Origin of the sequence: Fusibacter ferrireducens, from assembly GCF_015352425.1 — a bacterium.
In the GTDB taxonomy this organism is placed as follows: Bacteria; Bacillota; Clostridia; order Peptostreptococcales; family Acidaminobacteraceae; genus Fusibacter_A; species Fusibacter_A ferrireducens.
This window is the reverse complement of record NZ_JADKNH010000010.1, coordinates 1-24,656: the sequence shown is the minus strand read 5'-3', so window position 1 is coordinate 24,656 and position 24,656 is coordinate 1. Positions and strand designations below refer to the sequence as shown.

Here is a 24,656-nt window from a genome sequence, read left to right as displayed (position 1 = left end):
TTGAATGGAACTGAGCACATTAAAAAATAATTTCTATAATCTCTATAGAGCAGAGCTTATGGAATCTAAAAAACAGGTGGCAGTTAAGACTTACTTTTCACCTGGACGCGTCAATTTGATTGGTGAGCATATCGATTATAGTGGGGGGATGGTTCTGCCCTGTGCGATTAATCTCGGAACTTATGCGGTGGTTTCCAGAAGAACCGATCAGACAGTCAAAATTATGTCGTTGAACTTTGAAGAAATGGGTATATTGTCTTTTGAACTAGATCAGATTGAAAACAAGCCAGAAATGGATTGGGCAAACTATCCTATGGGTGTGTTTAATGAATTTATAAAAAGGGGTCATGTTATTGATCAGGGATTTAATATCCTGTTTTATGGTGATTTACCCAATGGTGCAGGGCTTTCATCTTCTGCGTCGATTGAAGTCTTAACGGCAACCATCATCAACGACTATCTCTCTTTTGGATTTACTAAAACAGAACTTGCACTTTTATGCCAGAAATCTGAAAACGAATTCAATGGCATGAATTGTGGCATCATGGATCAATTTTCTGTTGCTCACGGGGTGAAAGATCATGCGATTTTTCTCAATTGTGACACCTTGGAATACGAACTCATACCCGCTGCATTAAAGGACTATCGCTTGATGATCATCAACACCAATAAAAAGCGTGGGCTTGTGGATTCAGAGTACAATATGAGAAGGCGTGAATGTGAAGTTGCTCTTGAGATCATTCAGAAGGGATTTGACCAGAGAACCATTCAATACCTCTGTGATCTTACCCCAGTAGAATTTTTAGACGTTGCGCCACTTTTGAATGAAGACACCGTTTACAAAAGAGCCTATCATTCGGTGGTTGAGAACTTCAGAGTGCATGAAAGTAAAAAAGCACTGAGCAATGGCAATCTCATAGCATTTGGCGAATGGATGTACAGTTCTCATGAATCCTTGAAAAACTACTTTCAGGTGAGTTGTAAAGAACTCGACATCATTGTAGATTTAAGTCGAAATATGCGCGGTGTTTTAGGTGCAAGAATGACAGGTGCAGGGTTTGGCGGTTGTGCGATTGCCCTAGTTGAAAAAGATAAATGTGATTACTATATGGAGAAAGTCGGGAGATCTTATAATGTTAAGACAGGTCTCAAGGCAACTTTTTATATAGCGGAAATTGCAGATGGTGCAGGAGTGGTACATGAAAGCTTTTGAACATATAGAGACGTTAATTCAATACGGGATTGTTCATGAATTGATTCAAGAGATCGACTGTTTTGTGGTCCGAAATGAACTCTGGAAATTGCTCGGTATAGAAACGGATTTGGACAAGATAGGCATTGTGACTCAAGAGGATACAGTGACTTCTTTTGACGATCCGTTTGAAATTTATAAACTTTTGGATTTGATCACAGAGGATGCAAAAGAGCTTGGACGTTCTCTGGAATTCTTATATGAAATCGAATGTTTTCAAGCAGAAATTATGTCTAAACTCATGCCGAGAATGTCAGAAGTCAATCGGCTATTCTATGAAAAGCATAAAGTGTCCCCTGTGGAGGCGTCCAAGTTTTTTTACGCATTATCTAATGCATCCACATATATTCGGATGGACAGAGTATCCAAGAATGTCACTTGGAAAACCCCTTCTCCCTATGGGGTATTGGATATCACCATTAATTTATCTAAACCTGAGAAAGATCCCAAGGAGATTGCACTTCAAAAGAATGTAGCGGCATCAGACTATCCAAAATGTCTTTTATGCGTTGAAAATGCAGGCTATCAGGGAACCGTTAACCACCCTGCTAGACAGAATCATCGCCTTGTGGAGATGAACTTGGATGGTGAGACGTGGTATTTTCAATATTCACCATATGTTTATTATAATGAGCATGCCATTGTACTTTGCCATGAACATCGAAATATGAAGATAGATAGACACACTTTCATTAGGCTCTGTGATTTTGTGGACTTAATGCCACATTATTTTATTGGTTCAAATGCAGATTTGCACACAGTTGGGGGTTCCATTCTCTCACATGATCACTATCAAGCGGGATGTTATGAAATGCCGATGATGCGTGCTAAAACCGTGCATATGTTTAGCCCCAAAGGTTATCCAACTGTGACGGTTGAGGTGCTGGAGTGGCCATTGTCCGTGCTCAAAGTGTGTTCTAAATCAAGAGACGAACTCATTGCATTATCAGATCACATTTTAAGATCATGGATAGATTATAGCGATGAAAATGTAGATTTGATCGCATATACGGATGAACGTCATAACACCATTACGCCTATTTTGAGGCAAAAAGACGGTCAATATGAAATGTACCTGGCACTTAGAAATAATAGAAAGACTTCGGCGCATCCAGAGGGACTTTTCCATCCGCATAGAGTACATCATCATATAAAGCGAGAAAATATTGGATTGATTGAAGTCATGGGACTTGCAGTTTTGCCAAGTCGATTGATTCATGAAATGGATGAGATTATCAACCTGACGATAGAAGCGGGTAATCTCGACCTTAAAATTTGTAGTGCCCATCCTGAAATTGAAAAGCATGCGGCATGGTTGGCGCAATTGAAGCCTGAAATAGACGGGCTTGTTACGGAGCGAAATCAGAATGTCCATGAAAGGCGCCTTGCAATATCAAATTATCTAAAAGATCAAATTGGACAAAAATTTGCTCTAGTCTTAATGGATGCAGGTGTTTATAAAGACAATTTTGAAGGCGTGTTAACTTTCTTAAAAGAAGGTTGTGCGCTATAAAGATAAGTTGATTTTAGATTATGGTTAGAGGGAGGCAATCGTATGAGTGTAGAAATTGTAAAAGAAGAAAAATTAAGCGAACGGTTAGGCAAAGAGATTCACCGCATAAAACTAAAAAATCAAAATAATATTTCAGTGGAATTGCTGACATATGGGGGCATTCTTTTAAGTATTATGACGCCAGATCGAAATGGAAAACGAGAGAACATCTTGCTAGCATATGATCAAATTGAGGATTATATTGAGAATCCATATTATTTAAATGCCAATATAGGGCTGACCGCTGGGCGCATAAGAGATGGCGAATTTATCATAGATGACGTTGCCTATAAAGTGCCTGTCAATAATGATATCAATTGCCTTCATGGTGGGCCAAATGGGCTACACACTAAGATTTGGCAGATCGAATCCTTTCAAGCCACATGTGAGTTCGAAGAAATCATTCTCAAAACGCACCATATGCACTTAGAAGATGGTTTTCCAGGAAATATTGACATTAAAGCGATCTATAGGCTGAATAATGAGAATACATTGGAGATTATCTATAGGGCTGAAACGGATAGGAGCTGCACGCTGAACCTTACCAACCACAATTACTATAACTTGTCTGGGGCGGCGTTGGATGAAATTGGAGAACAGGAATTGTTTGTCAATGCGGCGTATTATAAGGCAATTGATGCGCACAGTTTACCTGTTGAAGAGTTAGTGAGCTGTCGGGATTCTGATTTTGATTTTACGAAGAGTAGCGCGCTTCAAAAGGCATTGACAAAAGGTTTGGATCACCCTTTTTGCATAGAACACAAAGTCGATGAGAGCATGCCTGATGTGGTCTACAAAGATCCTAAATCTGGCCGCGTCATGAGCATTAGCACCAATCAAGAAGCGGTTGTGATCTATTCCAATAATGGTCCGTTTAAAACACATCGAGGCATTTGTTTTGAAACACAGGGCTATCCCAATCAAATTTATGTACTTGATGCAGAGGATACTTACTTAAGTGAAACGCGTATCAAATTTGATGTGGAGGCGTAGCTTCTGGGAAACCGCTGGTCACCCAATGAGCCAGATGTTTTTAAACGGAATTGAGCTCGCATTTAAATGGAATCGAAATTAGATTGAACCGGAATTAGATTGAATCAAAGTTGGATTGAATCCAAGTGAGATTCAATTCAAGCTAAACTGAATAGAAATTGTATCGGATAAAAATTGTACTAGATAGCAATTGAGTCCATCCATTTTTTTGAGTAACTTTATGATCCAGATTGTTAAGTAGTGCAATCCATGAACATAAAGTTACTTTTTTATGTGGATTCAACAAGAGTTGTCCTGAAATATGAGTGCATGTTGAATATTAAGAAATTTGTAAGAAATTTATGAAGGTGTTTGTCATAATATTTTGGTATGATATCTCTAGAGTGCACAACAGCAATAAACAAGGGGGAAAGAGATGAAACATACTGTATTGATTTGTGATGATGACGTGGCCATTGTCGACTCAGTAGAAATTTTTTTATCAAATGAAGGCTATCATGTTCTCAAAGCCCATAACGGGAAAGAAGCTCTACAATACATAGAGTCCAGTGAAATTCACTTACTTCTCCTCGATATTATGATGCCTGAAATGGATGGTTTTGAGGTCATGAGAAAGGCGAGATTGGAGTACAATTTTCCAATTATTATGGTAACTGCAAAGTCGGAAGATTTAGATAAAATTATGGGGCTCAACTTAGGTGCCGACGATTATTTGACTAAACCCTATAATCCTTTAGAACTCATTGCCAGAGTAAGGTCTCAAGTGAGGCGTTACACCAAGTTTGGCGGGCAGAGTCAGATAATAAGTTCAGGTGAGCACACCTATAAAACTGGAGAACTGTTCATGGACTCTGTTAAAAAAGAAGTCACAGTGGATGATGAGATCGTATCACTTACGGCCACAGAATTCGGGATACTGGAACTCCTGTTAAAAAACAAGGGGAGAGTATATGCTATCAATGAAATCTATGAAAATGTTTGGAAAGATCATGCAATTGCCGCTGACAATACGATAGCAGTCCATATTAGACGCATAAGAGAAAAAATAGAAATCGATCCTAAAAATCCAAAATACTTAAAGGTGGTGTGGGGCATTGGCTACAAAATTGAAGACATTCGTTAAAAGTGCATTGACGCAAACAGTCGTTAAAATTATATTGGCCATATTGGTACTTGTGGTAATCTTGAGCTTAATTTTCATTAGCGATTATGAAAATACTTATTATTCAGGCTTATATGAATCAGATGAATTCCGTCATGAATTTCAAAGGCGTGTTCACAATGTGATTGAAAAGGAACTCGTTTTACTTTCCAAAGAAAACATTGAAAGAAGCGCAGCAGAAGACCCGTCTTATGACTACAATGAAAATATTTCAAGGTGGTATCAAATTCAGTCGAACCTATCAGAGTCGCCAAGTTTCAAATATTACATTCAAAACAAGGACACAGGTGAACGGTATAGCAACTTAATGGACTTAAATAATAAGGAAAATCTATCAAAGTACAATTTTCGTTTGATAATGAATGCCTCTAAGATAGAGGCAACTGAAGTGAGTGATGGCAAGATTATCTACCATGAAAGTTATTCTAGAAGCGGCATGTTAAATGCTGCAAAAGATATGGGAAATTGGGAAGGCGTATTTGTACTACAGGATACAGTTGGTCAAAATGATATTTTTAAAGCCTTGGCACATAAATATGAGGCAGTTGCCCCTTTTTTAGAGAACAGGAGCAGTATCTATGTCGGCATAGTGGGCGTGGTGATTTTAGGTATATTCTTGTTTATCTACTTGGTCGTTAGTTTAATCACAACAGAAAACTCTAAAAAAAATATTTCAGATTATATCCCAAATGATTTAAAGAGTATCCTGATATTGATATCATTATCTTTTATGAGTGATATTATGTGGGAATTTACTTTTGAACCCTTCGTTATAGTGGAACAACAAAGTGATAGATGGTTAGAAATTACAATCATAGCGATTTTATTTCTATGGTTATTTATAGGCTTGCAATTTACTCTTTCTCTAATAAAAGATATATCAAGGGGCAATTTTTTTAGAAATACATTGTTTTATATGGGTTTGAAAAAAGGATGGACTTTTGTCACCAAGATTTTTAAAAGTTTATCACGCAGTAAAACGTTTAGACGACGCGTACTCATTTACATTGCCATTTATGGGTTTGTCAACTATGTGCTTGGGATGGGTCTTATGAGATTAGAGTTCTTTGGCCTTGTACTTGTAGGTGTATTTAATGCGGCATGTTTCTATTTAGTCTATAGGAATCTTCAAAGTCTTCAAATCATCATGCAATATGTTTCTGAAGGTGATGTTTCGGCACCTATTGATTCAGAATCCATTTCACCTCTGTTTTATAACTTTGCAAGTCAAGTTAATGGTCTTCAACAAAATCTAAAAGAGGCTATCCAAGAAGCTATAAAAGGTGAACGTTTAAAGACAGAACTTATAACCAATGTGTCTCACGATCTCAAGACACCCCTTACTGCAATTGTAAACTATACTTCTCTACTTAAAAATAAGGCAATAGAAGATGAGGAAACTGTAAAATATATTCAAGTAATTGATGAGAAAGCAGGCGTCTTAAAACGGCTAATTGAAGATGTGCTCGAAGTGAGCAAAGTGAGCTCGGGTAATGTGGAGATTCATCTGGAATCTTTGGACATTAACCAATTAATTCAACAAGTTCTCGGTGAATTTGAAGAGGATATGAAAAATCAAAAATTGAAGCTGATCACTACGGAACTGAGCACGCCTATTTATGTGGAAGCGGACTCCCTAAAGCTCTGGCGTGTCGTTCAAAACTTGATATCTAATATCACAAAATACACATTGCCTGATTCTAGAGTATATATCATCGTTGAAGATAAGGAAAAATTTGTTACTGTGGCATTTAAAAATATATCCAAAGAGATGCTTTTAGAGGGTAATGATGGCCTTATGGAGAGATTTGTCAGAGGCGATGTCTCTAGGACACAGGAGGGATTTGGACTCGGCCTTGCCATAGCAGGTGATCTTATGAAGCTTCAAAATGGACAGTTGGACATCGTTGTTGACGGTGATTTGTTCAAAGTGACTTTAAAGTTAAATGTTTGTAAAAATCATCAAAATCCAGTGTAAAGTAGAAGAACTAATAGAAAATATTAGTGTTCCTAATAGTAAAAGTGAATATTTAAAAAAAATATAATTAAATAATTCGTTATCCCCTTGACGTCAAGGGGATATTTTTATATGATGAATCTGAACGAATAATATATGGTAACATTGAATAAATTATTCGGATTTAGGAGGCAGGAAACGTGAAACTTTTAAATCAATTGGATAAATTAAATCAGATTGACGTTCAAGGCCAATTTCAAGATTGGTTCAATTAGTATGTCTAAAACCTTTTAACGAAAGTTAGAAGGTTTTTTTAAACGCATGATATATAAACACATGAGATATAGTATTAATATTAATCGTGAAAAAGGCAATCACGAAATGTTTAGGAATTGGAGGAGAAGATGAAGGTAGCAATTATAATGGGCAGTGACTCAGATTTTCAAGTGGTTGAAAAGAGCATTCAGATTTTAAAGCGTTTTGATGTTGAGGTTGTGGCAAGAGTTTTATCTGCTCATAGAACACCGCATTTGGCAGTCGCTTTTGCAATGGAAGCAGAGGCAAATGGATTTGAAGTGATTATTGGTGCAGCGGGAAAGGCGGCGCATTTACCAGGGGTTATAGCTGGTGTAACACCATTACCGGTTATCGGATTGCCCATTAAATCGTCCACAATGGATGGCCTGGATTCATTGCTGTCTATTGTACAGATGCCAAGTGGAATTCCTGTGGCAACAGTTGCTATCAATGGTGCAGAAAATGCGGCACTGTTGGCAATCCAAATGTTATCTATTAAATATTCAGAATTAAGAGAAAAAATGAAAGCATATAGACTTACTATGGCAGATCAAGTCATTGAAAAAGATGCGGCAATTCAAGCGCGCTATTAGATTTTTTCAGAGATGAGCAGAAGTCATGAGAGATGAGTAGAATTCATGAAATAAATGCTAGAGAAAGCCTGTTATCAGATTGGATGGAGATAAAAATAAGATCATTGGATCATTAAAACTTGGAGGATAAAGATGGAAAAATTAGAAATGTTATATGAAGGCAAAGCAAAAAAAGTTTATAAAACAGAAAATGCAGATTACTATATAGTAGAGTACAAAGATGATGCGACGGCATTTAATGGGGTAAAAAAAGGCACAATTCACGACAAGGGTATCGTCAACAATAAAATGAGTGCATTGCTCTTTAAAATGCTTGAAGAAAAGGGCATTCCAACACATTTTGAAACATTGATAAACGATCGCGAACAGTATGTAAAAGCCGTTAAAATATTACCGCTTGAAGTTATTGTGAGAAATGTTGCAGCAGGTTCTCTTTCTAAGCGATTAGGTCTTGAAGAGGGCGTTCCAATGAAACAAACGGTTCTAGAGTTTTGTTATAAAGATGATGAACTGGGAGATCCAATGATCAATGAGTACCACATCGCTGCAATTGAGCTTGCCACAGAAGCGCAAGTGGAAAAAATAAAAGCGTACTCATTCCAAATAAACGATATTTTAAAAGCATTTTTCCTTGAAAGAGATCTCAAATTGATTGATTTTAAACTCGAATTTGGCGTTTTTAAAGATGAAGTGATTTTGGCAGATGAGATCAGCCCGGATACTTGTCGTCTCTGGGATGCTCATACAAATGAGAAAATGGATAAGGACCGTTTTAGAAGAGACTTAGGTAATGTAGAAGATACCTATCAGCAGGTACTTGGTAGACTTGAAAAATAGTCTCTGTCATGAGGAGGATGAAATGACTGATTTTTTAGAACTCGATAAATTGAAAGAAGAGTGTGGTGTTATTGGGGTATATGCACCTGGTGTGGAAAATATTTCGCAAATGCTGTGTTTTGGACTGATTGCGCTTCAACATAGAGGACAAGAAAGTGCCGGCATTGCAGTGCTTAAAGATAGAAAAATGCAGTATTATAAAGAAATGGGGCTCGTTCAAGAAGTTTTTTCCAGTGAAATATTAGATCGATTGCCTGCAGATATTGGCATTGGACACGTCAGATATTCCACTACTGGCGAAAGCTATGTCTCCAATGCACAGCCGCTTGTGGTGAGATATAAAGGGGGGAGTATTGCCCTTGCACACAATGGCAATTTAGTCAATGCAGGTGAGATTAGAGATCGACTTGAAGATGAGGGTTCTATCTTCCAAACTTCAATCGATTCGGAAGTCATTGCCAATTTGATTGCCAAGAATTATCACTTAGGTATGAGAGAAGCTGTAATAGAAGCTGTAAAAGAAATCAGAGGATCGTTTGCACTGGTGGTTATCATTGATAACATGCTTGTTGGCGTCAGAGATCCACACGGTTTGCGTCCACTGTCACTTGCAAAAATGGACAATGGGTACGTACTCGCATCAGAAACCTGTGCCCATGATGTCGTTGGCGCTGAATTTATAAGGGATATTGAACCGGGTGAAATCGTTGTAATCGATGAAAATGGCATAGAGTCTATTATGTATGATGAGACAAAACGCAAAGCGGTTTGCTGTTTTGAATACGTTTACTTTGCAAGACCTGATAGTATCATCGATGGTAAAAATGTCTTTATCACGCGTAAAAAAGCAGGTAAGATTTTAGCTCAGGAGAGCCCCGTTGAAGCGGACATGGTGATTGCAGTACCGGATTCGGGCATTGCAGCTGCCATTGGTTATGCTGAAGAATCGGGTATTCCCTTTGATATCGGTCTAATCAAAAATAAATATATGGGGAGAACTTTTATTCAACCCGATCAGAAGTCAAGAGAGCTCGCAGTGAGATTAAAGCTGAATACCATGCGAGAAAATATAGAAGGTAAAAGATTGATTCTCATTGACGATTCCATCGTGAGGGGGACAACGAGCAGAAGACTTGTCAATATGCTCAAAGAAGCGGGTGCTACAGAAGTTCATATTCGAGTGAGTTCACCACCTGTATCACATTCATGCTACTTTGGCATTGATACGCCAAATCGTGCGCAACTTATTGGCGCAACGCATACAATTGAGCAGATAAGGGAAATGACTGAAGCGGATAGTTTAGCTTATCTGAGCGTTGAAGGTCTTGTTGAATCCATTGGCATGAAGAAAAATGAATTGTGCACAGCTTGCTTTAATGGCGACTATCCAATGGATGTGCCAAAAGAAGGCGACAAAAACATGTTTGAAAAATGTTAAAAAGCTTAAATGCTTTCTCAAGTGATTAATTTCGAGTGATTGCTTTTAAAGTCAAAGGATCTTAATGGATAAAGGAGTTTATGATGAGTGATAATAAATTGACTTATCAAGAGGCTGGCGTTGATGTAAAAGAAGGCGCAAGAGCTGTTGAGTTGATGAAGAAACATGTTAAAGAAACCTTTAATGATGATGTTATTGGTGATCTTGGAAGTTTTGGCGGTTTGTTGAGGTTGAGCGGCCAGTTTGAAAGTCCAGTTCTCGTGGCGGGAACAGACGGTGTGGGCACTAAACTTAAAATCGCATTTATGATGGATAAGCACGATACAGTAGGTCAAGACTTAGTGGCAATGTGTGTAAATGATATTTTGTGCCAGGGTGCAACCCCTTTATTTTTCCTCGATTATTTGGCAACGGGTCATCTGGAGGCTGAAAAAGCGGCGGCGCTTGTCAAAGGGATCACAGACGGTTGTAAATTATCCGCAATGCCGTTGTTGGGTGGTGAAACCGCTGAAATGCCAGGATTTTATCAAGCGGGTGAGTACGATATGGCAGGGTTTGCTGTGGGCGTTGTGGATGAGTCTAAAATCATCACAGGCGCGGATATCAAATCTGAGGATGTGCTCATTGGATTGGCTTCATCTGGCATTCATTCGAATGGCTACAGCCTTGTGAGAAAACTTTTTTTTGACAAACTGAATTTAAAATTGGATGATTATATAGAGGCACTAGGAGATACACTTGGCAATGTTCTGATAGAACCTACGAAGATATACGTTAAAAGCGTTTTGAAAGTCCTTGAAAAAACAACCGTTAAAGGAATGGTCCACATGACTGGCGGGGGATTTTTCGAAAATATTCCAAGAATCATACCTAAAGGATTTGGGGTTGACATTCAATTAGGCACTTGGCCAATTCTGCCTGTTTTCAACTATATGATGGAGCAGGGCAACATTGATTTAGAAGAGATGTTTGCAACTTTCAATATGGGTATTGGCTATATTTTGGTGGTTTCAAAGGAAGATGAAGCTTCAACTTTGGCACTTTTAGAATCACTTGGAGAGAAGGGCTATGTCATGGGAACCGTTACAGATCAGCATGAAGGAGTTCAGTTATGTCAAGGCTAAAACTAGCCGTTCTAATATCCGGCGGCGGCTCAAATCTGCAAGCAATTATAGACGCTATTGAAAGCCATGAACTTGATGCAGAAATCAAAGTGGTGATTTCAAATCGCAAAAATGCATTTGGCCTTGAGCGAGCTCAGAAACATAACATCAAGACGGCTTATATTGGCATTGGCAATTATAAAGATATCTCAGCAAGACATGAAGCCTTACTGAATTTGCTTGTAAATGAAGCGGTTGATCTCGTCGTCTTAGCAGGTTATTTGAGTATTTTATCTCCCAAAATTATCAAGCAATTTGAAAAAAGAATTATCAACATTCACCCTTCACTGATTCCCAAATACTGCGGTGAGGGGTTTTATGGCGAGCATGTGCATGAAGCCGTGATTCTCAATCAGGAAAAGGAATCTGGCGCAACGACGCACTTTGTAGACGAAGGTGTGGATACAGGGGAGATCATTAGACAGGAACGCGTAAGCGTAATGGCTGATGATACCGCTAAAACTTTAGCTGCACGTGTATTAGAGGTGGAACATCGTCTTATGGTGGGTACCATTAAGGCGATACAAATGGGACAAGTGAAAATTGGTCTTTAGGAGGCAGAAAAATGATTAAGAGAGCACTTTTAAGCGTTTCAGACAAAACAGGTATTGTAGAGTTTGCAAGAGCACTGGATGCACTAGGTGTAGAACTCATTTCAACAGGTGGTACTGAAAAAGCCATTAAAGATGCAGGTATTCCGGTTAAAAATATCAGTGAAATTACAAACTTTCCAGAGTGTTTAGATGGCAGAGTCAAGACTTTGCATCCAGCGGTTCATGGTGGTATATTGGCGATGAGAGCGAATCCAGATCATATGAAGCAACTGGAGTCACTTGATATTCAAACCATTGATTTGGTGGCAATTAATCTCTATCCGTTTAAGGAGACCATTTCAAAGCCCAATGTTGCCCTTGAAGATGCCATAGAGAACATCGATATCGGCGGTCCAACAATGCTCAGATCAGCTGCTAAAAATCATCAGGATGTGATTGTGCTTGTCGATCCAAAAGATTATGAAAAGGCGATAGAGGCCATAAAGACTAAAGGGGATGCCGATTATGAGATGAAATATGATTTCGCCCTTAAAGTCTTTTCGCACACAGCACATTACGACACCATGATTGCAGAATACTTGAGACAAAAGGGCAATCGTGAGAAGTTCCCAGAGACCTTAACGGTTACTTTTGAAAAAATCCAAGATCTAAGATATGGCGAAAACCCACATCAACAAGGTGCCTTCTATAAAGAAGCCATTTCAACGGGTGGAACTTTAGCAGAAGCTGTTCAGCTACACGGGAAAGAGCTCTCGTTTAACAATATAAATGACACCAATGGCGCGCTGGCTTTGTTAAAAGAGTTTGAACAACCTGCTGTTGTGGCTGCAAAACATGCAAATCCTTGCGGCGTAGGTGTTGGGTTCGACATTTTACACGCTTATCAAAAAGCATATGACTGTGATCCTCAGTCTATTTACGGTGGCATTGTTGCGGCGAATCGACCAATTGACCATAAAACAGCAGTTAAAATTAATGAGATCTTTGTTGAGATCGTCATTGCACCAGACTTTGATGAAGAAGCGATTAAAGTGCTCACAACAAAGAAAAATATTCGCCTTTTAAAACTTAAAAATATCAGTCAGCCTATTTCTGAATTCAGCTTTGATATGAAGAAAATTCACGGAGGCATGATCATACAGGATTCAGATCGTTCTATGTTTGATGGAGATCTTGAAATTGTAACCGATCGCATTCCAACTAAAAAAGAAATTGAAGAACTTAAATTTGCCATGAAGGTCTGTAAACACTCCAAGTCAAATGGCATTGTCGTCACTAAAGATGGACAGACGCTTGGTATTGGTCAAGGTCAAGTAAGTCGGGTATGGGCCACTGAAAATGCAATCAGACAATCCAATTTTCCAACTAAAGGCGCTGTGCTTGCATCAGATGCATATTTCCCATTTGGAGATTCAATTGTGGCTGCTGCAAAAGCTGGCATTTCTGCAATTATTCAGCCAGGCGGTTCTATCAGAGATCAAGAAGTGATTGACACAGCCAATCAATATGGCATTGCAATGGTCTTTACCGGTATGCGTCACTTTAAACACTAAATGTGATGACAAGAATAGTAGACTAAGCATATTGAAAGTAGGTAAGCATATGAAAGTATTAATTATCGGCAGTGGCGGCAGAGAACATGCGATTTGTCATAAAATTTTAGAGAGCCCAAAAGTTGAAAAAATATTTGTAGCACCGGGTAACGCGGGCATCTCTGAGATTGCAGAATGCGTCAATATTCATGTGGAGGATACGAGATCTCTGTTGGCATTTGCCCAAAAGGAACAGATTGATTTGACCATTGTCGGACCTGAAGCGCCACTGGTTGCAGGGCTTGTGGATGCATTTGAGGCCGAGGGTTTAAAGGTTTTTGGTCCCAATAAAGAAGCGGCACAATTTGAAGGCAGTAAAGCATTTACAAAGAGCTTTCTCATGAAACATGGCATTCCCACAGCGCCCTATAAGGAATACCTCGATGTGGAAAAAGCAATTGAAGAAGTGGATCAATTTGGATTTCCAATCGTCATCAAAGCGGATGGTTTAGCGGCTGGTAAAGGGGTTATCATTGCACAAAATGAAGATGAAGCTCAAAAGGCACTTAGAGAAATCATGTCGGATAAAATATTTGGCGACTCAGGTAACAAAGTTGTTCTTGAAGCCTTTCTAACGGGCATTGAGGCTTCTATTCTCTGCTTTGTGGATGGAAAGACAATTTTGCCTATGGCACCTGCTCAAGACTATAAAAAGGCGTTTAACAATGACATCGGTCCAAACACTGGGGGCATGGGCACTTATTCCCCAAGTCAAATCATAGATGATGAGATCATGGCCAAAATCAAGACCAGATTGCTAGAACCATTTATCCAAGGTATCCATGAGGATGGTATCGAGTTTAAGGGCATCCTATTCATCGGCATTATGATTGAAGGAGACGACATCAATGTCATAGAGTACAATGTACGGTTTGGCGATCCTGAAACAGAGGTGACTTTGCCGAGAATGGAAAATGATTTGATTGAAGTCTTTGAAGCTGTGATTGCAGGTGAATTAGATCAAATTGAATTGAAGTGGAAGCCTGAACATGCAGTGTGTGTGATCATGGCCTCTGAGGGATATCCGGATGCTTATGAAAAAGGGATTGAGATCAAAGGGACTTCTGAGGTTAAAAATGCAATCGTATACCACTGTGGTACAAAGAGCGTTGACGATAAACTAGTCTCCAACGGTGGAAGGGTTTTAGGGGTCACTGCACTCGGTAAAACTCTAGAAAGCGCAAAACAAACTGCCTATGAAGCTGTCCAGTGCATTGATTTCCCAAAATCATTTTACAGGACGGATATAGGGAAGAAAATCGAAATTTAAGCGTTTGGAAAAAAAGAGCCCCTATATATTAGATTCTGCGACAAGAAGTCCTCGGCTGCGCCTGTGGATTGCCGCGTCATCTAATATATAGGGGCTCTTGTAGTTTAAAACAGATTGTTGATATGATCGCTCTTCGATATTCATGCAGAGCTAAAAAGGCAGCTATCTATTTAGAAAACATACAAAATAGGTGTATGTAAATTTGTGGAAACTCACAATGAAGATTGACACACCTGAAACCGAGATAAATTGCTTGGTAAAAGCATTAGCAAGGGACTTGAAATTACCAAGCCCCACCCCTATAAGGTGAAGCGACAATCCGCAGGCTCAAGCCGAGGACTTCTTGTCGCAGAATCTTATAGGGGTGGGGCGTTTGATTAATTGTTGAATATTTAGAGCTATATAGCCTGAGTGACTTTTTCCAGATATGCTGCATCTTCCTTTGAAAGATGTGGCCTCAACGCGTCATGAACGGTTTGATGATACTGGTTGATCCACTCTATCTCTTCATCTGTTAGGAGTGCTTTTACAACGGGACGCATATCTATAGGTGTCATAGTCAAGGTTTCGAAATGATAGAATTTGCCAAATTCAGTCGTTTTAAAAGGCACGGTCAACAATGTGTTTTCAATACGAATACCATGACGATCCGATTTGTAAATACCGGGTTCATTGGTGAGGATCATTCCTGATTCAAGAGGTATGGTGTTATAGACCATGGAAATGCCTTGTGGCCCCTCATGGACTCCCATAAAGAAGCCCACACCGTGCCCCGTACCACATTTGTAATCCAGACCGTTATCCCACATGGGTTTTCGAGCTAGAATATCGAGATTGGTACCTGTGGTGCCTTCAAGGAAAATGGCTTTACTGAGCTGAATCATGCTCTTTAGAACAAGGGTGTAGTCCCTTTTTTCTTCATCTGATAGGGGTCCAAGAGCAAAAGTTCTTGTGATATCTGTGGTGCCGTTGAGATATTGACCGCCGGAATCCACCAAGAAGAGTGATTCTGGCTTAAGAGTATACTCTGTTTCTGGCTTTGCTTTGTAATGCATTAAAGCAGCATGGTCCTTATAACCTGCAATGGTATCGAAGCTTCTGCTGAAAAATGTAGAAATTTCACTTCTGTACTGGGTGAGTTCTTCATCAGCTATTGTTTCGGTTATATTGCCAGTGGGAACAGTTTCATCAAGCCATTTCATGAAGCGAAGCATTGCCACACCATCCTGAATATGACAGTCTCTAAGGTGGCTACATTCGATTTCATTTTTAATCGCCTTTAAAGTAGTACTGTGATTGGGTTGATCTAAAATTTGACAACGTCTATCTATGTCGTGATAGAGTTGATAAGGTATTGCCTTTTTATCTAAAACAATGCGCTTGCCTTCTTCTAAGTCCTGAAGATCATATAAAACATCTTCGTATATTTTTACTTTTATGTCATTTTCATGTAAATAATTGATTATTTTATCATTTAGTTTTAAAATATCAATATATAGATACGTTATTTCTTTGTCAATGAGGACATATGATAAGAAATAGGGATTGTTCTTTATATCACTACCTCTCAAGTTGAGTAGCCATGCGATGTCATCCAATTTGTTGATCAAATGATAATCACACTCATTTTTCACCATATTTGCGCGTATGTGCTCAATCTTTCGTTTTGCTGATTCACCAGCATAAACCTCGTCGTGTATGAACACTTTTTCAGTGGGAAGATAAGGTCTATTAAGCCATATCTTGTCCACGATGTTCGTTCTGAAATCTAATTTGATCTTTTTATCCTTGAGTTCACTTTTTATCATTTCAGCATCATGAGCAGAATATTGAAAGCCGTTAAAGCCTATTGTAGAGCCAGACGGTAATTTTAGATTTAACCATTCGTGAATGGTGGGTACATTTGGCATACGCATTTTATAAAGCTCAATTTCTGAACCTTTGAGTTCATCTTCAGCTTGTAAAAAGTAGCGACCATCTGTCCACAATCCACTTTCTTCTTGTGTAATAACGAGTGTTCCTGCTGATCCTGTAAATCCTGATACCCATTGTCTCGTTTTATAGTAGTCAGGTAGATATTCACTATTATGCGGATCATTGGAAGGAATAATGTATGCATCTATTTTAGATTGCATCATTTCTTCGCGTATAAGTCTAATTTTATCATTGGTATTCATTTGACACCTCCACCCACTTATTGTATTACTTGTGTGAAAGGGTTTCAATACTCTGCAGGCGTTAAATTATTTTAATATTCTGTAAGAACAATCCGCGTACTATGAGAACACAATTTGGGAGGACGAGAATGTTGAAACGGAATAAGAGTTATAAGAAGTTTTTAATGATTACAATTGTCATGCTAGTGGTGATCCCTCTTGTTATGAACTCTGGTATCATATTATGGCTAAATGGCAAGTCCATAAGTCAGAATATCATGGCACTCAATGTTGAGAAAGCGCATACTGTTTCGCGTGAAGTCGATCGACTTTTAACAGAAACTGAAAATTTGATCTCAGCACTAACCTTTGATGAAGCGCTTCAAACGATGACATCAAGTGATATGGCATTACTGAATAAAATAGTTGAGAGCAATACTGTGGTGAGTCAGATTTATGTCATGGATACCAAGGGTATGCAAATTTATAAAACATCAGGAGAGCTCGGTGATCGTTCGGATCGTAGCTATTTTAAGGAAGCTTTAAAAGGCAATGAATACTATGATATTATATATTCTTCAACTACCGGGAAGGCAACCGCAGTTTTAGCAATGCCTATCAAGAGAAATGATAAAGTCGTCGGTGTCATCGGTGCAAGTATTGACTTAGAAATTTTGACGGCATTGGTCACTGAGTATAACGATCAGGATATAGCCTATGCCTTCATAGTAGAAAAAAACGGCACCGTACTTGCGCATCCTAATACGGCCTATATCGAAAATATGCAAAATTTTATGGATTACAGCTATGTTAAGCGCGCTTTGGATGGTGAGTCAGGCTCTATAATAGCGCCTTATGAGTCTGAAGAGGCCATCATTGCATTTGAACCCATTAAAACTGCGAATTGGGCTGTAATAGTACAATCTCCAAGAAGTTACGCATTTGCAGATTTAAAAAAGACGAGAAATATTTCTTTCTTTTCCTTGGCAGCATGGATGGTTATTGCGGTGCTCTTAGGCCGATTTTTATCAGTGGTCATTTTTAAGAATATTGCTTTTACTGAGTCTGTGATATCCAGATTGGCTCAGGGGGATCTCAGTTTTGATATAGAGGATCAATATTTAAAGAGACATGATGAATTTGGCGTCGTGGCAAAAGAATTGCAGGTCTTGATAGAAACTTATAATGAGCTGTTAAAAAAATTAAAATCAGATATGGCACAAATCGATGCTTTCTCTGAATCCCTTCATGAGATCAGTGAAGAAAATGCAAAGGCCACTGAGGAAATGACCGAGCAGATCGTCGATCTTTCTGAACGCGTAGGGAAAGATATGCATACGACTCAAGCCACTTTTTCTGCATTACAGGACATGACAACGGGATCAAATGTTGTTGCAGAAAATACTGAGAAGTTAAATGCGACGATTAAAGCCAATATGGCTGAAACACAGAAAAGTTCAGATCTGCTGAATAAAACGGTTTCAGATATGACAATTGTATCCAATATGAGCGATGAAACCAATGAAAAAATGAAGGCACTTAAAAATTCCGCAAATGATATTGGCGGGATTACAGAAGCTATAAAATCCATTTCTGAACAGACTAACTTATTGGCACTTAATGCGTCCATAGAAGCCGCAAGAGCGGGTGAAGCAGGAAGGGGCTTTGCAGTTGTGGCAGATGAAATTAGAAAGTTGGCAGAACAGTCTAATTTATCTGCAGATCAAATTGCGAGTATAATTGGGATCATACAAAATGAAATTGAAGAGATTTATGTGAGATTTGATCAGATTTTTCAGGGGATTAAGAAGACAACTGAGGTTTCAGAAATCACCAAGTCAAGTATGGATACTGCGCTTACTATCACGGAATCTTCTAACGTTGCAGTTGAAGAAATTGCGGCGATCTCGGAGGAACAAGCGGCATCTATGATGGAGATAAATTACTCTATGACCCGTTTTGAACAGACACTGGTGAATACCAACGACATGACTACTCACATTAGTGCCATTGCTGAACAACAGATGGCATCCACTGAACAAATCCTCAACATGATTGAAGAACTTAAAACCAGATCACATGAACTTGTGGAGAAGGCGAATCAGTTTAAGCTTAAAGTTTAGGAGATAGATTTCTAGGAAGGAGTCTTTGAGAAAACGTTTAAAAAGTTTTTTTAAGGACTCTTTTTTCTAATTACAGAAGTCAATTTGTGGCTAGAATTCTTCTAATATTAAGAAATACCAAGAAATAAAGGCACTACAACAAAGCAATGTTAAATTTATGTTATTTTGTATATTTTATACACATTTCGTTTATATATATGATATTATTATTATTGCTTTGTTGCTTCTTTTTGTAGCATCCGACAATTGTTGGTAATCTGTATAAGAGCTTGATAATACGCTTTCAAATATTGATCAAGAAATTTCAGAACAATCTTATGCAAATTTAAAGCTTGAAAAAATGGTTTTTGAGAGAGAACTAAGTGGAGAAAATCCTGATGAAATGGATAGCGTCGCTGAAGGCAGAATGAATAAAGCAAAAAATATTTCGAGCATGAATACCATATTAGCGCCAGTGAGTGGACAAATAAATGGGTTAGGTGGAAATGCAGTTGGAAGTGTTGTTTCTGCATCAACACCAATAATGACTCTTGTACCGCGAGATACACCTATGATAATTGAAGCTAGTATTGCAAATATGGATATTGGATTTATAAGTGAAGGACAATCAGTAGATATAAAAGTAGATACGTTTCCGTTTCAAAAATACGGTGTTATAGAAGGGGTTATTACTTTTGTGAGTCCAGATGCTTATCAAGATGAAAATCAAGGGTCTTTTTATAAAATCAAGGTAAAACCTTCAAAAGAAACTTTAAATGTAAATGGTAAAGAAATGAAAATCAGTTCTGGAATGACTACCACTGTGGAGGTTAAAACTGGGAAAAGGCGTATTATAGAATTTTTCCTTCCAGCGGTAGATTATATTAAAGAGAGCTTTGAGTTAAGGTAGTATGGATTGTTAAGATGAATAACATAATGAGGTGAATATGTCAAAAAAGAGTCATTTAAGTACAAAGAGCAAATTTCAGTTAATCATCATCTTATTCGTAGTCATCAGCTTTTTTTTCTATCTAGGGTCAAATCGGTCGAGTTCAGTTGGAACGGTGATCAATGCAAGTGATCTGATAGATCATGCCGATGAGCAAGCAAAGGCAAATGTTGAGAATGTCGTTGCAACTATGAAAGCGGAGTTCGATAAGGAATACAGTGATCCGAGTCTTTACTTTGAAGATTTCAGTGAAGAAATTGCGGTACTAGATGTAGAATGCAATAAAAGTCTAGAAGCCTATTTTTCAGATAAGATTGAGATTCCCTATTTTACAAAATCTTATAATCAATATTATTTGCCAACACTTAAGAAATTTAGAGATGGTGAGATCAGTGTGTCGGACGTTGTGGATGATCCATTTGAGCATATTAGAGTATGGAAATTTGATATCTATACAATGGTATCGGAAAATTATAATGGAGAAACTGGAAATCAGTTATACGATTATGTGGGGTATTTAGAGGAAAATGGTGTGAAGCATTTTATGTATCAAGAAATTCAGTTAAAGGCTTCTGAAATAACCGAGATTGAACTCAATAAATTAAAGAACTTTGAAAATCCGTTTGAAAAAATTAAGGACAAAAATGTAATCAAGAGACGGAATTTTATGACTGATTTAGGATCAAATTCTGCACGTTGGGATGAAGAAAATGAGTGGGTGAAAGATCTTGAAAAGAAATATAACGTAGCCCTTGTAAAAGTAGATCTAGATTATAGTTTAAAAGAAAGATCATGTACTTATTATGCACCTCAAAATGATCCAACAATGAAATTCCCAGCAACAGAGATATTGAGTAGATGCCTTCAAATATATGCTCAGAGAGCATTATATGAAGAGATTGAAAAGATAGTAGATGAAGAAGGGTATGGTGGGCAAATTGCCCATATTGCTATTTCTAGGAATAGAGATGTCGTTATTTATGATGAAAATGGAAGGGGGCGCGATCCAGACGTCTTTGATTTTGACCTATCTCTAAATCCAGATAATATAAGCATTATAAACGATGGTTATAAAGGCTGTTATGACATAACACTAAATCTATTACTTGAAGAAGGTGAAGCAATAGATTATGCAAAACTTCAAAAAATAACGGCTAGAATAGCAGATCTATTTAAAGTGAATTATGTAGAGGGGGATGAACCTTGGCAAAGGGAAGATATGTTTGTTTTCTTTTATACTTTACCGAAAGAAGAGCAAAAAATTGTAGTGGACCTTTTCAAGAGAGACATGATCACAGAGACTTATTTTAGAGAACGCACTACTTTATCCAATATATACTTAGATATGTATTATGTTAGAGAAGAGACAGAAGGGTTTCACTATTTAGATACAAGGGCAAAGAAATTAGATTTTCTACTTAGAGTGACTGGTAACTATGATGATTTAATGTCACTATCAGCAGATACCTTTGGAACGAGACTAAAAAGAGATAAATTGATTAGATAGGAGATAAAATAATGACAAGCAATGATGTTAAGTTGAATGATTTAGATTCAACGTTAAAGCAAATCGATGCAAGATTAGATCAAGAAATAAATGATAACCCTAACAACATAAACACATATGACAGCTCAAGTATAAGCATCATAGTCTATGAGGCAGGCTACATAGATTATGATGCGAGAAGTAAGGACTACAATAATAGTGGAAAAAATGTTGCACAGTTTCGTGACATCAAATTTGCATTATATGAAGAAAAAGTAAGAGACTCAGATAATGCTTAAGTTCAAGCGCTAAAGAGCACATATGGACATTCTTCTGAAAATGCAATGTTGACAATAAAAGAAATGATGCATAAGGAAGTAACTCAATACATATGGATACTCAAATCATCATAATGATCAAAGCATATTTAAAATGAGTATGAAATATAAAAAAAACATAGGAGGCATCCACCATGACAAATAAAAGTCAGAAATAAAAATTTAAACCATAAAATCAGGAGGCAAATATGTCGCAAAAGAGTCATTTGAGTACAAAAAGCAAATTTCAGTTAATCATCATACTATTCGTAGTCATCAGCTTTTTTTTCTATCTAGGGTCAAATCGGTCGAGTTCAGTTGGAACAGTTATAAGTGCAAGCGATTTGATAGATCATGCTGATGAGCAAGCAAAGGCAAATGTTGAGAATGTCGTCGCAACCATGAAAGCGGAGTTTGACAAGGAATACAGCGATCCAAGTCTTTACTTTGAAGATTTCAGTGAAGAAATTGCGGTACTAGATGTAGAATGCAATAAAAGTCTAGAAGCCTATTTTTCAGATAAGATTAAAATTCCCTATTTTACAAAATCTTATAATCAATATTATTTGCCAACACTTAAGAAATTTAGAGATGGTGAGATCAGTGTGTCGGACGTTGTGGATGATCCATTTGAGCATATTAGAGTATGGAAATTTGATATCTATACAATGGTATCGGAAAATTATAATGGAGAAACTGGAAATCAGTTATACGATTATGTGGGGTATTTAGAGGAAAATGGTGTGAAGCATTTTATGTATCAAGAAATTGAGCTGAAGGTTTCTGAGATTACAGAGATTGAATTCAATAAATTAAAGAACTTTGAAAATCCGTTTGAAAAAATTAAGGACAAAAATGTGATTAGATGGCGAAGTTTTTTTAGTGATTTAGGATCTAACCTTATACGTTGGGATGAAGAAGATGAGTGGGTGAAAGATCTTGAAAAGAAATATAACGTAGCCTTAGTAAGAGCAGATCTAGATTATAGTTTAAAAGAAAGATCATGTACTTATTATGCACCTCAAAATGATCCAACAATGAAATTCCCAGCAACAGAGATATTGAGTAGATGCCTTCAAATATATGCTCAGAGAGCATTATATGAAGAGATTGAAAAGATAGTAGATGAAGAAGGGTATGGTGGGCAAATTGCCCATATTGCTATTCCTAGGAATAGAGATGTAAAGATTTTTGATAAAAATGGAAGATGGAGTGATCCAGACGTCTTTGATTTTGACTTATCTCTAAATCCAAATAATATAAGCATTATAAACGATGGCTATAAAGGCTGTTATGACATAACACTAAATCTATTACTTGAAGAAGGTGAAGCAATAGATTATGCAAAACTTCAAAAAATAACGGCTAGAATAGCAGATCTATTTAAAGTGAATTATGTAGAGGGGGATGAACCTTGGCAAAGGGAAGATATGTTTGTTTTCTTTTATACTTTACCGAAAGAAGAGCAAAAAATTGTAGTGGACCTTTTCAAGAGAGACATGATCACAGAGACTTATTTTAGAGAACGCACTACTTTATCCAATATATACTTAGATATGTATTATGTTAGAGAAGAGACAGAAGGGTTTCACTATTTAGATACAAGGGCAAAGAAATTAGATTTTTTACTTAGAGTGACCGGTGACTATGATGATTTAATGTCACTATCAGCAGATACCTTTGGAACGAGACTAAAAAGAGATAAATTGATTAGATAGGAGATAAAATTATGACAAGTAATGACGTTAAATTAAATGATTTAGAATCAACGTTAAAGTTAATAAATGCGAGATTAGATCAAGAAATAAATGATAACCCCAACAACATAAACACATATGACAGCTCAAGTATAAGCATCATAGTCTATGAGGAAGGCTACACAGATTTAGATGCGAGAAATGATGAAAATTACAATGGTAGTGGGAAAAAACTTACAGAGTATCGTGACATTAAACTTGCACTATATGAAGAAGCAGTAAGAGAATTAGATAATGCTTTAGTTCAAGAAGTAAAAAATGTATATGGATTTTCTTCTGACCAGACTTTAACGACAATAAAAGAAATGATGGCTGAAGTAGTAGACCCAATTATGAGAAATACATCATATACGGATGATGAAAAAGCAGACCAAATAAGTGTGGCATACGAAAATAAGTTAGATGCAAGAATAATTACTAAATTTTATAAGGCTTACTACGAAGAATACAAAACAGCTCAAATTGACTATGATGCTACCAGTGGAAAACTAGTAGGCATCTATAAAAACAATGGGGAAAGTCACAAAGTTGATCCAGACGGCGATAAAGTGCCCGAAAACCTAATCGGTTTTGCATATGTACCTCAAAATGAGATTGATTTTCCAGTTGATATTTTAGAATCGGCTAAAACGGCATTACTTGCTGGCGGTCTTTCGGGTATAGCGGCGACACTACATGCGATGCCGTTTAAGAGCTTATCAAGAGAAATGAGAAATTTAGTGAAGTCGAGTGCTCAGTCTTGTTTAGGTGCGTATGACAAAATAGCAGAAAAATTAGTAGATACAACAACAGGTGGTGCTGGTGTAGCGATTAGTTTCGAAGCTGAAAAGGACATATTAAATGAAAATATTAAAAATTTATATTAGGTATGACTTTGAAACATCTTTTGAATTGTTTTCGATCTCACCGTATAAAGATTGTGTTTTTCAATGGGCTGATGAATTCTTTTTAATTAGATTAACCTGATAAAGTCGATTTTTTTTTAAATTCAAAAAGGATTTTGTGAATTTATGTCGAATAAGTATAAGTAAGAAACCTAAAAAGAAAGGAAGATTACAATGCTTATTCTAGATTACCCAAACTGGGAACAACCAACTCTCTTCGAGGAGTTTTTACCGAAAACCCTTTTTGAATTAACACCGGAACTTGCTGAAATTGATCGACTTCTACAAAATCCTGTTTTTGAAGAACCGATTGTAAATAAATTCAATACTATGCTTGGAAGACCA

At 37.4% G+C, this 24,656-nt stretch carries 19 protein-coding genes; 18 read left to right on the top strand and 1 reads right to left on the bottom strand.

The window, feature by feature from the left end; all coding sequences use genetic code 11:
- Nucleotides 1-4 precede the first annotated feature (4 nt).
- The 12 genes from ISU02_RS16010 (at nt 5) to purD (ending at nt 14,660) form a co-directional block, all read left to right on the top strand.
- Nucleotides 5-1,213 carry a galactokinase gene (locus ISU02_RS16010; RefSeq protein ID WP_194702859.1) on the top strand — a complete coding sequence of 403 codons (1,209 nt, stop codon included), beginning with the start codon at nt 5-7 and terminating at the stop codon, nt 1,211-1,213.
- Nucleotides 1,200-2,765: a UDP-glucose--hexose-1-phosphate uridylyltransferase gene (locus ISU02_RS16005; protein WP_194702858.1), complete on the top strand. Its 1,566-nt coding sequence runs from the start codon at nt 1,200-1,202 to the stop codon at nt 2,763-2,765. Before ISU02_RS16010 ends, ISU02_RS16005 begins: the two co-directional genes overlap by 14 nt.
- 42 nt (nt 2,766-2,807) lie before the next feature.
- Nucleotides 2,808-3,797, top strand: coding sequence for an aldose epimerase family protein (locus ISU02_RS16000; protein WP_194702857.1), 990 nt, complete (start codon nt 2,808-2,810; stop codon nt 3,795-3,797).
- A gap of 415 nt (nt 3,798-4,212) precedes the next feature.
- Entirely contained in the window at nt 4,213-4,920 is a 708-nt protein-coding gene (locus ISU02_RS15995; RefSeq protein ID WP_194702856.1) for a response regulator transcription factor, read from the top strand.
- Nucleotides 4,892-6,937, top strand: a complete 2,046-nt coding sequence (locus ISU02_RS15990; protein ID WP_194702855.1) for a sensor histidine kinase — start codon at nt 4,892-4,894, stop codon at nt 6,935-6,937. The genes ISU02_RS15995 and ISU02_RS15990 overlap by 29 nt, the downstream gene beginning before the upstream one ends.
- A 383-nt stretch (nt 6,938-7,320) precedes the next feature.
- Nucleotides 7,321-7,806 carry a 5-(carboxyamino)imidazole ribonucleotide mutase gene (gene purE, locus ISU02_RS15985; RefSeq protein WP_194702854.1) on the top strand — a complete coding sequence of 162 codons (486 nt, stop codon included), beginning with the start codon at nt 7,321-7,323 and terminating at the stop codon, nt 7,804-7,806.
- Nucleotides 7,807-7,938: 132 nt separating this feature from the next.
- Nucleotides 7,939-8,643: a phosphoribosylaminoimidazolesuccinocarboxamide synthase gene (purC, locus tag ISU02_RS15980; protein WP_194702853.1), complete on the top strand. Its 705-nt coding sequence runs from the start codon at nt 7,939-7,941 to the stop codon at nt 8,641-8,643.
- 22 nt (nt 8,644-8,665) lie between these two features.
- A complete protein-coding gene (gene purF, locus ISU02_RS15975) occupies nt 8,666-10,081 on the top strand; it encodes an amidophosphoribosyltransferase (protein WP_194702852.1) in 1,416 nt (471 codons plus the stop codon).
- Between the two features lie 83 nt (nt 10,082-10,164).
- On the top strand, nt 10,165-11,205 hold the full coding sequence (gene purM / locus ISU02_RS15970) for a phosphoribosylformylglycinamidine cyclo-ligase (RefSeq protein ID WP_194702851.1): 1,041 nt from the start codon (nt 10,165-10,167) through the stop codon (nt 11,203-11,205).
- A complete protein-coding gene (gene purN, locus ISU02_RS15965; protein ID WP_194702850.1) occupies nt 11,193-11,798 on the top strand; it encodes a phosphoribosylglycinamide formyltransferase in 606 nt (201 codons plus the stop codon). Before purM ends, purN begins: the two co-directional genes overlap by 13 nt.
- An 11-nt stretch (nt 11,799-11,809) precedes the next feature.
- On the top strand, nt 11,810-13,351 hold the full coding sequence (gene purH, locus ISU02_RS15960; protein WP_194702849.1) for a bifunctional phosphoribosylaminoimidazolecarboxamide formyltransferase/IMP cyclohydrolase: 1,542 nt from the start codon (nt 11,810-11,812) through the stop codon (nt 13,349-13,351).
- 49 nt (nt 13,352-13,400) lie between these two features.
- The gene (purD, locus tag ISU02_RS15955; protein ID WP_194702848.1) at nt 13,401-14,660 is read left to right on the top strand and encodes a phosphoribosylamine--glycine ligase; all 1,260 of its coding nucleotides are present in this window, start codon (nt 13,401-13,403) and stop codon (nt 14,658-14,660) included.
- Between the two features lie 398 nt (nt 14,661-15,058).
- On the opposite strand, the gene ISU02_RS15950 is transcribed toward purD, so the two are convergent.
- The gene (locus ISU02_RS15950; RefSeq protein ID WP_194702847.1) at nt 15,059-16,837 is read right to left on the bottom strand and encodes an aminopeptidase P family protein; all 1,779 of its coding nucleotides are present in this window, start codon (nt 16,835-16,837) and stop codon (nt 15,059-15,061) included.
- Nucleotides 16,838-16,965: 128 nt separating this feature from the next.
- Between ISU02_RS15950 and ISU02_RS15945 the strand changes: the two genes are divergently transcribed.
- The 6 genes from ISU02_RS15945 to ISU02_RS15920 all read left to right on the top strand — a co-directional run bounded on the left by ISU02_RS15945 (nt 16,966) and on the right by ISU02_RS15920 (nt 24,293).
- Nucleotides 16,966-18,939 carry a methyl-accepting chemotaxis protein gene (locus tag ISU02_RS15945; protein ID WP_194702846.1) on the top strand — a complete coding sequence of 658 codons (1,974 nt, stop codon included), beginning with the start codon at nt 16,966-16,968 and terminating at the stop codon, nt 18,937-18,939.
- 406 nt (nt 18,940-19,345) lie between these two features.
- Nucleotides 19,346-19,828: an HlyD family efflux transporter periplasmic adaptor subunit gene (locus tag ISU02_RS15940; RefSeq protein ID WP_207736359.1), complete on the top strand. Its 483-nt coding sequence runs from the start codon at nt 19,346-19,348 to the stop codon at nt 19,826-19,828.
- A 37-nt stretch (nt 19,829-19,865) separates the two neighbouring features.
- On the top strand, nt 19,866-21,374 hold the full coding sequence (locus tag ISU02_RS15935) for a hypothetical protein (RefSeq protein ID WP_194702844.1): 1,509 nt from the start codon (nt 19,866-19,868) through the stop codon (nt 21,372-21,374).
- Nucleotides 21,375-21,385: 11 nt separating this feature from the next.
- Nucleotides 21,386-21,652 carry a hypothetical protein gene (locus ISU02_RS15930; RefSeq protein ID WP_194702843.1) on the top strand — a complete coding sequence of 89 codons (267 nt, stop codon included), beginning with the start codon at nt 21,386-21,388 and terminating at the stop codon, nt 21,650-21,652.
- A 227-nt stretch (nt 21,653-21,879) separates the two neighbouring features.
- The gene (locus ISU02_RS15925) at nt 21,880-23,388 is read left to right on the top strand and encodes a hypothetical protein (protein ID WP_194702842.1); all 1,509 of its coding nucleotides are present in this window, start codon (nt 21,880-21,882) and stop codon (nt 23,386-23,388) included.
- Between the two features lie 11 nt (nt 23,389-23,399).
- Nucleotides 23,400-24,293 carry a hypothetical protein gene (locus ISU02_RS15920; protein ID WP_194702841.1) on the top strand — a complete coding sequence of 298 codons (894 nt, stop codon included), beginning with the start codon at nt 23,400-23,402 and terminating at the stop codon, nt 24,291-24,293.
- Nucleotides 24,294-24,656: the final 363 nt, after the last annotated feature.

What these genes read in the sequence shown, in the direction of transcription:
- ISU02_RS16010 (WP_194702859.1), top strand. Translation starts at nt 5, where the DNA reads ATGGAACTGAGCACATTAAAAAATAATTTCTATAATCTCTATAGAGCA.
- ISU02_RS16005 (WP_194702858.1), top strand. Translation starts at nt 1,200, where the DNA reads ATGAAAGCTTTTGAACATATAGAGACGTTAATTCAATACGGGATTGTT.
- ISU02_RS16000 (WP_194702857.1), top strand. Translation starts at nt 2,808, where the DNA reads ATGAGTGTAGAAATTGTAAAAGAAGAAAAATTAAGCGAACGGTTAGGC.
- ISU02_RS15995 (WP_194702856.1), top strand. Translation starts at nt 4,213, where the DNA reads ATGAAACATACTGTATTGATTTGTGATGATGACGTGGCCATTGTCGAC.
- purE (WP_194702854.1), top strand. Translation starts at nt 7,321, where the DNA reads ATGAAGGTAGCAATTATAATGGGCAGTGACTCAGATTTTCAAGTGGTT.
- purC (WP_194702853.1), top strand. Translation starts at nt 7,939, where the DNA reads ATGGAAAAATTAGAAATGTTATATGAAGGCAAAGCAAAAAAAGTTTAT.
- purF (WP_194702852.1), top strand. Translation starts at nt 8,666, where the DNA reads ATGACTGATTTTTTAGAACTCGATAAATTGAAAGAAGAGTGTGGTGTT.
- purM (WP_194702851.1), top strand. Translation starts at nt 10,165, where the DNA reads ATGAGTGATAATAAATTGACTTATCAAGAGGCTGGCGTTGATGTAAAA.
- purN (WP_194702850.1), top strand. Translation starts at nt 11,193, where the DNA reads ATGTCAAGGCTAAAACTAGCCGTTCTAATATCCGGCGGCGGCTCAAAT.
- purH (WP_194702849.1), top strand. Translation starts at nt 11,810, where the DNA reads ATGATTAAGAGAGCACTTTTAAGCGTTTCAGACAAAACAGGTATTGTA.
- purD (WP_194702848.1), top strand. Translation starts at nt 13,401, where the DNA reads ATGAAAGTATTAATTATCGGCAGTGGCGGCAGAGAACATGCGATTTGT.
- ISU02_RS15950 (WP_194702847.1), bottom strand. Translation starts at nt 16,837, where the DNA reads ATGAATACCAATGATAAAATTAGACTTATACGCGAAGAAATGATGCAA.
- ISU02_RS15945 (WP_194702846.1), top strand. Translation starts at nt 16,966, where the DNA reads ATGTTGAAACGGAATAAGAGTTATAAGAAGTTTTTAATGATTACAATT.
- ISU02_RS15940 (WP_207736359.1), top strand. Translation starts at nt 19,346, where the DNA reads ATGAATAAAGCAAAAAATATTTCGAGCATGAATACCATATTAGCGCCA.
- ISU02_RS15935 (WP_194702844.1), top strand. Translation starts at nt 19,866, where the DNA reads ATGTCAAAAAAGAGTCATTTAAGTACAAAGAGCAAATTTCAGTTAATC.
- ISU02_RS15930 (WP_194702843.1), top strand. Translation starts at nt 21,386, where the DNA reads ATGACAAGCAATGATGTTAAGTTGAATGATTTAGATTCAACGTTAAAG.
- ISU02_RS15925 (WP_194702842.1), top strand. Translation starts at nt 21,880, where the DNA reads ATGTCGCAAAAGAGTCATTTGAGTACAAAAAGCAAATTTCAGTTAATC.
- ISU02_RS15920 (WP_194702841.1), top strand. Translation starts at nt 23,400, where the DNA reads ATGACAAGTAATGACGTTAAATTAAATGATTTAGAATCAACGTTAAAG.